Raw genomic sequence first — 12564 nt, forward strand, 5'->3', positions numbered from 1 at the left:
GTGCAACCACCGTACCACGGCGCGAGGGGCCGGCCGCCCGGCCGTTCTCGCAGGTCGTCAAGGGTCAGCCGCCCTTCTTGTCGGAACCGCCGCCGGCGCTCTGACTCCGTGGCTGGTTCTGCTGCTGCCCCTTGTCGCCGGCCGCCTTGTTCTCCGCCTTGGCGGCGCGGTCCAGCGCGTCCTTCAGATCCTCCTGGGCCCTGCCGTACGCCTCCCAGTCCTGCGGCTGCTTCTGGAGGGCGTCCTGGGCGTCCTTATAGGCGTCCGAGGCGTCCTTGAGGGCCTCCTTCACCGTCGGGTTGCTGTTCGCCGGTGGCTCCTCCTGCCCGCCGTCTCCCGGTGGCCGCTGTTCGGACGACTCGCCGAAGACGGCGTCCAGGGCCTCGCCCAGGGTGTCCTTGAAGACCGTCTCCTTGCCGTAGGAGACGCCGACCTTCTTCAACAGCGGGTAGTTGGCGCTGCCACCGCGGGCGTAGACGGGCTCGATATATAGGAAGCCGTTGTCCAGTGGCACGGTGAGCAGATTGCCGTACTCGATGTCGGAGTCGGTGCCTCTCAGGTTCCGGACGAACTCGGCGACCTCCGGATCACCGTTGAGCTCGCTCTGCACCTGTTGTGGGCCGGGCACGTTGGAGGTGACCTTCAGCAGTCTTATCGTGCCGTAGTCCTTACTGTTGGCATCCGCGTCGATCGACATGAACGCCCCCAGGTTGGGACGCCCGTTGGGGGTGAAGGTCGTCGTCAGCGAGAACGTCTGCCCCTGCTGATCGGGCATCCTCATGCTCAGGTAGTACGGCGGAACCGCGTTCCCCTCCTTGTGGGTCGGGTCCTCGGGCACCTGCCAGGCGTCACTGCCGCTGTAGAACTGCGTGGGGTCGGTGACGTGGTAGCGGGTCAGCAGCTCGCGCTGGACCTTGAACAGGTCCTGCGGATACCGCAGATGCTCCATCAGCTCGCCGCTGATCTTCTCCTTGGGCTCGACCGTCCCCGGGAACGCCTTCTCCCAGGTCTTCAGGACCGGGTCCTTGGAGTCCCACTCGTAGAGCTTGACGGTGCCGTCATAGGCGTCCACGGTCGCCTTGACCGAGTTGCGGATGTAGTTGACCTTGTTCTGCTGCGCGACCACCGAGCGGTCCCCGTCGCTCAGCGAGTCGGCCGTGCTGTCGCCCAGGGTCGTCCGCGAGGCGTACGGATAGCCGTTGGTCGTGGTGTAGGCGTCCACGATCCACTTGATCCGGCCATGGACCACGGCCGGATAGGCGTCACCGTCGATGGTCAGCCAGGGGGCGACCTTCTCGACGCGCTCCTTGGGGGTGCGGTTGTACAGGATCCGCGAACCGTCCCCGATCGCGCCCGAGTAGAGGATCTGGGGCTCGCCGAACGCCACCGCGTAGGCGGCGCGGTTGACCGGGTTGGAGAGGCTGACCCCGCTCTTGCCCTTGTAGCTGGTGGTCCGCTCGCCGTTCTTCTCGTAGTCGAGCTCCTTCTGGGGGCCACCGACTATCGAGTACTGGTCGGTCTTCTCGCCGTAGTAGACCTGTTGCTTGTAGGTGCCGACACCGCCGCCGCTGGAGCCCTTGGTGGGCAGCCCGGATTCGGTGAAGTCCGGCGAGCCCGCCGGGTCCGCGTTGGGATCGGGCGTGGTGCCCTTCGCCGCCACCATGCCGTAGCCATGGGTGTAGGTGAAGTGGTCGTTGATCCAGTTCCGCTTGGGGATGCCGTTCAGATTCAGCTCGCGCACACCGACGACGGTGTCCTGTTCCTTGCCGTCGGCACCCTTGTAGCGGTCCACGTCGAGCGTCGAGGGGAACTGGTAGTACTTGCGCTCCTGCTGGAGCTGCTGGAAGGTCGGCGAGATGACGCTGGGGTCCATCAGCCGGTAACTGGCCGTCGTATTGGCGTCCTTACGGAGCTTCTCGCCGCCGCCGTCGCTGTCGTTCTTGCCGGAGTAGTCCGCCACCTTGGAGTCATCGATGCCGTACGCCTTGCGCGTGGCCTCGATGTTCTTCTGGATGTACGGCGCCTCCTTGGCCTGCTCGTTCGGCTGGACCTGGAACTTCTGCACGATCGCCGGGTAGAGCCCGCCGATCAGGATCGCCGACAGCACCATGAGCCCGAAGCCGATGACCGGCAGCTGCCAGGTGCGCCGCCACAGCGTGGCGAAGAACAGCACCGCGCAGATCGCCGCGATGCAGAACAGGATCGTCTTCGCGGGCAGATAGGCGTTGGCGTCCACATAGCGCAGACCCGTCCAGTTGCCCGTCGCCTTGAAGTCGCTGGACTTCACCGCGAGGCCGTAGCGGTCCAGCCAGTACGCCACCGCCTTGAGCGCCACGAAGACGCCCAGCAGCACCGACAGATGGCCGGTGGCCGCGGCGGTCGCACGGGCGCCGGGGCTGGTGACCCGCAGGCCCCCGTAGAGGTAGTGCACCAGGGCCGCGGCGATCAGCGAGAGCACCGTGGCCGCGAAGCCGAAGCTCAGCAGGAAGCGGTACCAGGGCAGGTCGAAGGCGTAGAAGGCCACGTCCTTGTGGAACTGCGGGTCCTTCTGGCCGAACGGCACCCCGTTGACCCACAGCAGCCAGATGCGCCACTGACCGGCCGCCGAGGCGCCCGCGATCAGCCCGACCAGGGCGGTGACCGCGAGCAGCACCCACTTCTTGAACGGGGCGATGCCCATCCGGTAACGGTCCAGGCTCTGCTGCTCCATGGACATCGCGCTGAGCGGCGGCCGCAGCCGATGGGCCAGCCAGATGTTGATCCCGACGGCCGTGGCCATCAGCACGCCGAAGACGAAGAACAGCCCGATCTTCGTCTTCAGGGTGGTACTGAAGACGGAAGAGTAATGAAGCGAGCGATACCAGAGCCAATCCGTCCAAAATCCGGCAAACATGACAAAGAGCATGGCCAACACGGCCAGCACGCCCAGGGTCATGAGCAGGGTCCTGGCACGCCGGGACGGACGGCCGACTCTCACCCGCGGCCCCGTCGGGCCTCCGCCGCGGTCCGGCATCTGGAAAGCCAAGGTGCGCACCTCGAAGTTCGCTGTCGATTGAGGGACCCTGAACTCCAGGGCCCACCTGTTGCAACTTACTCAGGCTTTACTCAGTTCCCGTTTCCGGGTCCGAACAGGGCACGATATGAACCATGTCCAACGCAACCCCCGGCACCGACCCGCTGGCCTCGAATCCACTGACCCGAGCCGTACTCGAAATCGACGACTACGCCTCGGGGCTCGGCTGGGACCAGCCCGCCCGGCTCTTCGCCCTTGTCGACACCGCCCGGCTGCGCACCGAGGAGCCCGGCCTCGCCGCTCAGCTCGGCCTTGACGAGGGCGGCGAGGAGATCGCCTCCCTGACCCCCATCGAGCAGGACGAGCTGCCCTCCGGCGCCCCGCTGGACGAGTTCCTCGCCACCATCGCCTGGCCGGACGCGGTGACCGGCTGCGCCCTGACCGTGGAGCGGCAGATGCTGCCGCCGTCCGCCGAGAGCTCCGTGCCCGAGGGCCTGGACGAGGCGGCACTGGCCAAGTGGGTCGCCGACCACCCGGACCGCCAGGAGGTCCGGATGACCGTGGCCGTGCTGCGGGACGGCGCGCGCGAGTCGGCCCTGCGGCTGCGGGAGAAGGACTCCCCGACCGAGGTGCTCACCGGGGCCGGTCTGGTGCCGGGCCTGGCGGAAGCGCTCGCCGCCACCTTCGCCACCGACTGACCGCCGCGATCCGACCCCCGTAACGGGGGTCCCCGCAACGGGGGCGCCGCTCAGCCCGTCGTGCACTTCGGCAGACCGGCGGTGTCCCCCTTACGGATCTTCCCGAGCGCCGTAAGGGCGTCGTCGATCGTATGCACCTTGACCAGCCGCAGCCCGCTCGGCACGTCCTTTGCGGCGGCCGCGCAGTTCTCCTTGGGCGTGAGGAAGTAGCGGGCGCCCGCCTCGCGCGCGCCGATCGTCTTCATCTCGATGCCGCCGATCGGGCCGACCGTGCCCTTGTCGTCGATCGTGCCGGTGCCCGCGATGAACTTCCCGCCGGTGAGATCGCCGGGCGAGAGCCGGTCCACGATCCCCAGCGCGAACATCAGACCGGCACTGGGCCCGCCCACGTCCGCCAGCTTGATGTCGATCCGGAACGGGAAGGTGTAGTCGACCCCGGCCTGGATGCCCACGATGGCGCGGGCCGGGCCCTTGTCCGCCTTCGTGGTGGTAATCGTGACGCGCTCCTCGCCGGTGGGCTGCTTGCCGCTCTTCTCCGCCGCCGCCACGTTCTTGGCCGGGACGACGGAGAAGACCACCTTCTGGCCCGGCTTGTGCTTGGTGACGAGCTTGGCCACGTCGTCGGGCTCGCGCACCGCCGTGCCGTCCACCGACTTGATCACGTCGCCCGCGTGCAGTTTGCCCTGGGCCGGGGCGCCCTTCTGGACGGCGCCGACGATGACATGCGCGGTGACCGGCTTCTTCAGCGCCCGCAACGCCGCGACCTTGGCGGTCTCCTGGGACTGGGTGAACTCCTCGGCGTTCTGCTGGTCCACCTGGTCCGGGGTCTTGTCGTCCGGGTAGAGGGTGCTGTGCGGCACGACCACGTCATCGTGCGCCAGCCAGCCGTAGACGGCCTCCACGAGGTTCATCCGGTACTCGGAACCGGTGACCCGGACCGTGGTCATGTTCAGGTGCCCACCGGTGGTCTCACAGCTCTTCCGGCCGGAAATCTGGAGCACGCACTCCCCGTTGTGCTCACCCAGGGTGTTGTACGTCGGCCCCGGGGACATCTCCGCGTACGGCACCGGGATCAGCACTCCGGCGCACAGCAGCGCGATCAGCATCAGAAGGGAGGCGAGCATCGTCGCAGTGCGGCGTGGCATGGAACGACAGTACGGGACGCGTCCGTCAGTCCACCGTCGGGGCCGTCCGTACGAGGGGCGGCGCGGACGGGGCGGCGGCCTCAGGCCGCGGCGTCCGAATCGGAGGGCCGGCGCTCCATCGCTTCGCGGAAGCGGGCGTATCCGGCCAGCTCAGCTACATCCCCCCCGGACTTCCGTTTACCGGCTCGGGCGGCTATGCCGGCGTATATCGCCGCGCCTATCGCCGCGAACAACGGAATCAGCAACCAGAGAAGCGCAGCCACAGCAGCCTCCCGACCCCTTGAAAAATCGCGGTTCAGGACCGCGACTGACAGATGAGCAGATTAATCCTCTGCCAGGTCAACGCTTACGGCAGGGTGGGGGTTACGCAAGCGGAGTACACCCTTCCGTGCCCCCATGCGCATGCGCATTCCCCCTGCGCCCCGACCCACTCCTCCTACGCCCCGACCCGCCCTCCCGTCGCCCCCCAACGAGGCGCTACGCGCCCACCCATTCCTCGGTGCCGTCCGCGAACGTCTGGTGCTTCCAGATCGGGACCTCGCTCTTCAGGTCGTCGATCAGCCTGCGGCAGGCCGCGAAGGCCTCCGCGCGGTGCGGGCAGGACACGGCCACCACCACGGCCAGATCGCCGATCACCAGATCGCCCACCCGGTGCACCGCGGCCAGCGCGCGCACCGGGAAGTCGGCCACGACCTTCTCGGCCACCCGGCGCAGCTCGGCCTCGGCGGTCGGGTGCGCGGAGTAGCCGAGGGCGCCGACCTCCGCGCCTCCGTCGTGGTTGCGCACGGTGCCCACGAACAGCGCCGTGCCGCCCGCCGCGGCATCGCCCACCGCCCCGAACACCTCGTCCACGGACAGGGGAGTGTCACGGACGGCGAGCAGCCGGATGGGGTGGGCGGCCGCGAGCTCGCCGGGGTGTTCGTACGAATGTGCCATGTCGTCCATCGTGCCGTACCGTCCCGCCCTCGGGGAATCAATGGAGCCACTGGACTACCGGATCCCGGAAATCACCTTCCGGATCCAGCCGTCTCAAGCCCGGCGGCGCGCCTTACGGGCGCGGCGCACGATCGCCGCGGTGCCCACCAGGGCCACGGTCGCGCCCGCGGCGCCGAGCGTCGTGGCGTCCTTACGGCCGAGACGCCGCCCGGCGACCGTATGGCGGCCGGCAACCTCCTCCAGCAGCTCCGCCAGGACCTCCTCGTTGGTCCAGCGCGGCCGCCAGCCCGCCGCGTGCAGCCTGCTGCCGCTGACCGCCCAGGGGTGCATCGTGTACGCGAGATCGCCCGCCGGGGACGGCGTCAGACCGAGCCGGTGCAGCCGGGAGGCGGCGCCCAGGGCGACCGCCGAGGGCAGCTCCATGCGCCGGATTCCGGACAGCTCCTCGACCTCCTCCTGCTCCAGCCAGCCCTCGCACCCGACCGCCAGCTCGCCTTCGACCTTCTCCAGGGCGGCGTACTCCAGCGCGCCGACCAGGTCGTCCATATGGCAGAACTGCCAGGTGGGGCGGGATCCGGCGACGACCAGCAGCCTCGGTGACTCGAAGTAGCGGGTGAGCGCGGTGTCCGTGCCGCCGACCAGGAGCGCCGGGCGCACCACGGTCACATTCAGCCCCGGATGCGCCCGGGGCGCGCGCTCCCCCAGCCGCTCGATCTCCAGCAGGTCGCCCACGCCGGTGGCCTCGGCGGTCGCCCGCAGCTCCGCGTCCTCGGCCAGCGGCACGGCGTTGTCGGGGAGCGCTCCGTAGACCATCGCGGACGTGCACAGCACCACCCGGCGCACCCCGGCCGCGGCGGCGGCCGTCAGGACCGTCTGGGTGCCGCGCACGTTGTAGGCGGTGCGGGCGGCGGGGTCCGTGCCCAGATCCAGGTCGACGGCGAGGTGGACCACCACGTCGGCGCCGCGCAGCTTCTCGGCGATGGCCGGATCGCGGACGTCCAGCACATGCCACTGCGCCTCGGTCACCTCACCGCGGCGCTCGTCGATGGCCAGGACCTGCTTGACCTCTTCGGACTCCGCGAGCCGCTGCGTGAGCAGGGCACCTGGGCCCGAGGCGGCACCGGTCACCACCACGACGGGTCGTCGTGCGGTACGAGCCGTATCGTTTCGCGCAGCGCGAACTTCTCGGTCTGGGGAACTCACCGGGCGTCTCCAGCGGTTGTCTTCAGTACGCAGCGCATGCACGCATACGTACCAGGTGACGTCCATCCTGCCGCAGGGCGGCGATCAGCGAAGCACCGAGCCCGGAAACCGGCGAGGTGTCTAGGCTGGGTGGTGATGTCGGGCATCCGCCACCGGCCCGGGGCCGGTGGCCCAACGAGCCGAGGAAACCCGTGAGTGACTCCCCATTCGGATTCGGCCTTCCGCCGGAGGAGCCGGAGGACGGCGACGACGGCAAGAAGAAGGGCGGCCAGGGCGGCGAGCAGGGCCCCGCGAATCCCTTCGGGTTCGGCGGCGGACCCGGCGGAGCGGGCGGCGCGGAGAATCCGTTCGCCGCGATGTTCGGTTCGCTGAACCCGGGCGACCTGGGCGCGGCCTTCCAGCAGCTCGGGCAGATGCTCTCGTACGAGGGCGGCCCGGTGAACTGGGACATGGCCAAGGACATCGCCCGCCAGACCGTCGCGCGCGGCACCGCCGACGGCAGCAAGGACGAGAGCGTCGGCCCCGCCGACCGCGCCGCGGTCCAGGAGGCGGTGCGGCTCGCGGACCTGTGGCTGGACGGCGTCACCTCGCTGCCCTCGGGCTCGGGGACCGCGGTCGCCTGGAGCCGCGCCGAATGGGTCGAGGCGACCCTGCCGGTGTGGAAGGACTTGGTGGACCCGGTCGCCGAGCGCGTCGGCGCCGCCATGGGCGATGTGCTGCCCGAGGAGATGCAGGCCATGGCCGGCCCGCTGCTCGGGATGATGCGCTCGATGGGCGGCGCCATGTTCGGCACCCAGATCGGGCAGGCGCTGGGCGTGCTGGCCGGCGAGGTGGTCGGCTCGACCGACATCGGGCTGCCGCTGGGCCCGGCCGGCAAGGCCGCCCTGCTGCCGGTCAACATCGCGGCGCTCGGCTCCGGCCTCGGCGTGCCCAAGGAGGAGGTCCGGCTGTACCTGGCGCTGCGCGAGGCCGCCCACCAGCGGCTGTTCGCCCATGTGCCGTGGCTGCGCTCGCACCTCTTCGGCGCGGTCGAGGGGTACGCCCGCGGCATCAAGGTCGACACCGCCAAGCTGGAGGACGCGGTCGGCCAGCTCGACCCGACCCACCCCGAGCAGCTGCAGGAAGCGCTCCAGCAGGGCATGTTCCAGCCCGAGGACACCCCCGAGCAGAAGGCCGCGCTGGCGCGTCTGGAGACCGCTCTGGCGCTGGTGGAGGGCTGGGTGGACGCGGTGGTGCACGCCGCCGCCAAGCCGCATCTGCCGTCCGCCGACGCGCTGCGCGAGACGCTGCGGCGGCGCCGGGCGAGCGGCGGCCCCGCCGAGCAGACCTTCGCCACGCTGATCGGCCTGGAGCTGCGGCCGCGCCGGCTGCGGGACGCCTCCCGGCTGTGGGCCTCCCTCACCGACGCCCGCGGCCTGGAGGGGCGCGACGGTCTTTGGGCGCACCCGGACATGCTGCCGACGGCACAGGACCTCGACGACCCGGACGGCTTCGTCCACGGCGAGCAGCTGGACTTCTCCGAGCTGGACAAGATGCTCGGCGAGGCGGCGAGCGGCGATGACGACCGTAAGGGCGGCTCCGACGGTCCCGACCTCCGTAAGGGCCGCGAGAGCGGCGAGGACGACCGCGAGGGCGGCGACCGGGGCGACGGCGAGAAGTGAGTCTGCACCAGGACGCGGCGCGGGTGCTCACCGAGTGGCCCGCGCCCGATGCCGCCCAGGAGCGGCTGCGGCGGCTGTACGGCGACCATCTGGCCGCGTATCCGGACGGCATGTGGAAGGCGTGCGGGGACGGGCACATCACGGCGAGCGCGCTGGTGATCGACCCGGACCGGGACCAGGTGCTGCTCACCCTGCACCGGAAGCTGCGGATGTGGCTCCAGATGGGCGGCCACTGTGAGCCGGACGACACCACGCTCGCGGGCGCGGCGCTGCGCGAGGCCACCGAGGAGTCCGGGATCGCGGGGCTGACGCTGCTGCCGGGCGGCCCGGTGCGGCTCGACCGGCACCAGACCCCCTGCGCCTGGCACCTGGACGTCCAGTACGCGGCGGTGGCGCCCCGGGGCGCGGTGGCGGCGATCAGCGACGAGTCGCTGGATCTGCGCTGGTTCGGCTACGACGAGGTGGCGGACGTGGCCGACGAGTCGGTGCGCCACCTGGTGACGCGCACCCGCGTACTGCTCTGAGGAGGAATGCGAGCATGCGGAGCGGCCGCGGACCCGAGGGGTCCGCGGCCGCCGTGCTCCATCAGCGGTGACCTCGGTCAGTTGCTGAAGATGTTGCCCTGGTTCTGACCGCGGGCGCCCTGCTGGCCCATGCCGAACTGCGCGGCCATACCGCCCCCGACCACCGCGTTCTGCGGCGGGAGCAGCTCGCTGGGCTGCACCAGGGCGTAGCCCTGGCCGAGGAAGCTGAGTTCCCAGCCCTCGCCGGTGTTGCCGCGCCGCCGCCAGACGCCCGAGGAGTGCGTCTGCGCCTGCATCTGGACCCGCAGCGAGCTGGACCAGGCGACGATGGCGTCCGCGTCGGCGTTGACGTACTTGTCCGGGGTGACCTGGAGCAGCAGCGGCTGCCCCGAGGTCATCAGCGCCACCTTGCCCTGGCCGGAGATGTTGAGGTTGTACTTGCCGGACCCGGAGATCCCGAACTGGCTGTCCACCGCGATCGACTCCCAGTGCAGCGTGGAGTCGATCGCGAGCACATAGGAGCTGTCGACGGTCAGCCCGTCGTGGTCCACGTCCATCACATGGATGTGCTGGGCGAGGTTGGCGAGGTAGACCGTGCCCTGCCCGGAGCAGCGCATCAGGTCCAGGCCCTCACCGGTGCGGGCCCGGGCCCTGTGCTGCCCGGGCGTCCGGTACTCGCCGTCGAACTCGATGAGCCCCTGATAGGCGACCATGCTGCCCTTACGGGCGAGCACATCCTCATGGCCGGTCAGGGCGACCCGCAGCAGATGCGGGTTCTGGAGCGCGTAGCGGTCCTGTGTCTGGGCCTCGGTGAAGGCGAAAAGCGGGCTCTGCATCTGGTGTCCCTCCCCCTCAGCCCCGGGCCCGGAGCCGGTCGGTGCTGTCCTCACTGGGCTGTACGACGACGAAGCCCTGCCCGGAGAAGCCGAGCTGATACGCCTCGCCGCTGCCCCGGCCGATCAGGGACGACGCCTTGAAGCTGCGCTTGCCCTTCACCTTGAGCCCCGAGGACCAGGCCACGAGCGCGTCCGGGTCCACATAGGTCTCGTCCTCGCCGCGGCCGCAGTCGACCACGATGGGGGTCCCGCGGGAGGTCAAGGCGACCCAGCCGGTGCCGGAGACGCCCACGTTGAACAGGCCCTGCCCGGCGAACTTGGCGATGCCCTTGACCCGTTCGACGCCCCACTGGAGGTGAGCGTCGAAGGCGAGGAGGTTGGTGCCGTTGACCGAGAGCGCGTCGCCGTTGAGGTTGATGCAGACGACGTTGGCCCCGTAGTCGGCGAGGTAGAGCAGCCCGTCGCCGCTGCACCGCATCAGCGGGGCGCCCTCGCCGGTCAGCCACTGGGAGGCCATCTGCCGTACCGCGGGCGGGTTGGGCTCGTACTGGACGAAGCCCTCGTACGCCACCATCGAGCCGGTGCGGGCGAAGAGGTCCTGGCCACTCTGCATGGCGACCTTGAGCATGCTGGCGCCGTGGTTCTCCATCCGGGCGGCGACCGGGGCGGGTGCGAAGCCCGAGATCATTTGCTGGTCCATATCGGGCTCCCTCAGACCTCGTAGGGCTGGACGACGATGAAGTTGCCGGGCGCACCGCGGAACTGGAGGTTCACGGTCTCCCCGCTGTGGCCTGGGTAGGCGCTGCGGCGGAGCCGCACCTGGCTGGAGATGATCACCTGGGCTCCGGCGGACCACGCCACGATGGCGTTGCTGTCGGCGAAGGTGGTCGGGGTGACGGGGAGGACGACCGGCGTGCCCTCGGTCTTCACCACGACGGTCCCGGTGCCCTGGAACTGCATGGTGAACAGCGCGCCGCCGGGGATGCCGTGGCCCTCGATCCGGCGCACCTCGTGGTGCAGCGACTCGTCGAAGGCGAGCACGTTCTCGGCGGAGACACAGATGGCGTCGCCCTGGAGCTCGATCGGGTGGAGCTCGGCGGCGTTCTCGGCGAGGAAGACCTGGCCCTGGCCGGTGCAGCGCATCAGCTGCATCTCCTGGCCGGTCGCGTTGCCGACGATCCGGCCGCGGAAGCCGGCGCCCTTGTAGCTGAAGTCGACCTTGCCCTGGTAGAGCACCATCGTGCCCTGGCGGGCGAGCACGGGCTGGCCGCCGACGCCGAGGTCGACCCGCATCAGCCGGGGGTTCTGCGGTGTCCAGCGCTGGCCGGTGGGCGCCTCGCGGTACTTGGCGAGCGCGGCCTGGAGCCCGGGGGCGCCACCGCCCTGAGGGACGCCGCCCTGAGGGACGCCGCCCATGGGCTGCGGCTGACCGTAAGGAGCGGACTGGCCCGGCTGACCGGGCTGACCCGGGTAGGGCTGGGCGGGCGGCTGGCCGTACGGCGCGGGGGCGGGCGGGGCCTGGCCCGGCTGCTGGCCGAACGGGGGCTGCTGACCCGGGTACTGGCCCGGCGGTGGTGGCGGTGCCTGACCCGGGGGCGGCACCTGGCCGGGCGGCGGCACCTGGCCGGGCGGCGCGATGGGTGCGGCGATGGTGGGGGCGGCGTGCATCTGCGGGGTGCCGGGGGCGGGCGGCTGAACGCCCTGCGGAGCAGTGCCCTGGGGCGTTCCCTGTGGCTGCGTGCCTTGAGGCGGCGTGCCCTGGGGAGCGCCGAAGGCGGGGGCGGGCTGCGGTGCGGGCGGGGCGGGGGCCGGAGGGGCCGACGGGGCAGGGGCCCCGGCCGGGGGTGCGAAGCCCGGTGCGGGGGCGGCCTGGCCGGGCGGCGCGAAGCCGGGCGTGGCGCCCTGGGCGGGCGCGGGGGCGGGCTCCTCCTCGGCCACCTCACCGCCGAAGTTCTTGAGCAGCGCGTCCAGTCCCCCGTCGAAGCCCTGCCCGACGGCGGCGAACCGCCAGACGTCCTTGAGGTAGAAGTCGCCCAGCATCACCGCGCGTTCGGTGCTGAACTCCGAACCGGTGAAGGAGTACCGGGCCACCTCCTCGCCGCCCGCGACGATCCGCAGGTAGCCGGGGCCGACCTGCGACATCTGCCCGGCGCCGTCGATGGTCGCGGTGAAGGAGAGCTTCTGGATGGCGGGCGGCACGCTGTCGAGCGTGACGCGGAACGAATCCGTGTCCCCGGCCTGCGGCCCGAGCTGCTGTATCGCTTCTTCAGGGGACTTCGGCTGGTTGAAGAAGATGAAGTAGCGGTCGTCCGACAGCCGCTCGTTCGCGTCGAGACCGAAGCAGCTGATGTCGAAGGTCAGACCGGGTCCGGCGATCTGCACCCCGACGTACAGATCCCTCCCGGCCGTCAGATCACTGATCCTGGCCTTGTGGCCGCGCTGGAATTCCCTGGCCATACGTTAGGACCGTCCCCCATCGCCGTACCGGTGTGTGCGTTGCGCGCCAGGCTAGCCGCTGCCGCCGACTATGAGCGACGCCGGGAACGAG

General features: G+C 70.6%; 11 protein-coding genes. 3 read left to right on the top strand and 8 right to left on the bottom strand.

Annotation, left to right across the window (positions count from 1 at the left end):
* Window positions 1-64: 64 nt before the first annotated feature.
* The gene (locus LIV37_RS18110; protein WP_121825392.1) at window positions 65-3013 is read right to left on the bottom strand and encodes a UPF0182 family membrane protein; all 2949 of its coding nucleotides are present in this window, start codon (window positions 3011-3013) and stop codon (window positions 65-67) included.
* A gap of 134 nt (window positions 3014-3147) precedes the next feature.
* On the opposite strand from LIV37_RS18110, the gene LIV37_RS18115 reads away from it, so the two are divergent.
* The gene (locus LIV37_RS18115) at window positions 3148-3711 is read left to right on the top strand and encodes a PPA1309 family protein (protein WP_020868564.1); all 564 of its coding nucleotides are present in this window, start codon (window positions 3148-3150) and stop codon (window positions 3709-3711) included.
* Window positions 3712-3761: 50 nt separating this feature from the next.
* Here the strand turns inward: LIV37_RS18115 and LIV37_RS18120 are convergent, their stop codons facing one another.
* The 4 genes from LIV37_RS18120 to LIV37_RS18135 form a co-directional block, all read right to left on the bottom strand.
* The gene (locus tag LIV37_RS18120; RefSeq protein ID WP_121824804.1) at window positions 3762-4856 is read right to left on the bottom strand and encodes a YlbL family protein; all 1095 of its coding nucleotides are present in this window, start codon (window positions 4854-4856) and stop codon (window positions 3762-3764) included.
* An 80-nt stretch (window positions 4857-4936) separates the two neighbouring features.
* Window positions 4937-5119: a hypothetical protein gene (locus LIV37_RS18125; protein WP_020868566.1), complete on the bottom strand. Its 183-nt coding sequence runs from the start codon at window positions 5117-5119 to the stop codon at window positions 4937-4939.
* 214 nt (window positions 5120-5333) lie between these two features.
* Window positions 5334-5801, bottom strand: coding sequence for a molybdenum cofactor biosynthesis protein MoaE (locus LIV37_RS18130; protein WP_020868567.1), 468 nt, complete (start codon window positions 5799-5801; stop codon window positions 5334-5336).
* An 84-nt stretch (window positions 5802-5885) separates the two neighbouring features.
* Window positions 5886-6995: an NAD-dependent epimerase/dehydratase family protein gene (locus LIV37_RS18135; protein WP_121824803.1), complete on the bottom strand. Its 1110-nt coding sequence runs from the start codon at window positions 6993-6995 to the stop codon at window positions 5886-5888.
* Window positions 6996-7186: 191 nt separating this feature from the next.
* Between LIV37_RS18135 and LIV37_RS18140 the strand changes: the two genes are divergently transcribed.
* Both LIV37_RS18140 and LIV37_RS18145 read left to right on the top strand, forming a co-directional pair.
* The gene (locus tag LIV37_RS18140; protein ID WP_020868569.1) at window positions 7187-8656 is read left to right on the top strand and encodes a zinc-dependent metalloprotease; all 1470 of its coding nucleotides are present in this window, start codon (window positions 7187-7189) and stop codon (window positions 8654-8656) included.
* Window positions 8653-9180, top strand: a complete 528-nt coding sequence (locus LIV37_RS18145; RefSeq protein WP_020868570.1) for an NUDIX hydrolase — start codon at window positions 8653-8655, stop codon at window positions 9178-9180. Before LIV37_RS18140 ends, LIV37_RS18145 begins: the two co-directional genes overlap by 4 nt.
* A 77-nt stretch (window positions 9181-9257) precedes the next feature.
* Here LIV37_RS18145 and LIV37_RS18150 read toward each other — a convergent pair whose 3' ends face one another.
* The 3 genes from LIV37_RS18150 to LIV37_RS18160 are packed head-to-tail and all read right to left on the bottom strand — an operon-like array spanning window position 9258 to window position 12473.
* A complete protein-coding gene (locus LIV37_RS18150; protein ID WP_020868571.1) occupies window positions 9258-10016 on the bottom strand; it encodes an AIM24 family protein in 759 nt (252 codons plus the stop codon).
* A gap of 16 nt (window positions 10017-10032) precedes the next feature.
* Window positions 10033-10716: an AIM24 family protein gene (locus tag LIV37_RS18155; protein ID WP_014054765.1), complete on the bottom strand. Its 684-nt coding sequence runs from the start codon at window positions 10714-10716 to the stop codon at window positions 10033-10035.
* An 11-nt stretch (window positions 10717-10727) separates the two neighbouring features.
* Window positions 10728-12473: a TerD family protein gene (locus tag LIV37_RS18160; RefSeq protein WP_121824802.1), complete on the bottom strand. Its 1746-nt coding sequence runs from the start codon at window positions 12471-12473 to the stop codon at window positions 10728-10730.
* Between the last annotated feature and the right edge of the window lie 91 nt (window positions 12474-12564).

It is taken from the genome of Streptomyces rapamycinicus NRRL 5491, from assembly GCF_024298965.1.
Taxonomy (GTDB): Bacteria; Actinomycetota; Actinomycetes; order Streptomycetales; family Streptomycetaceae; genus Streptomyces; species Streptomyces rapamycinicus.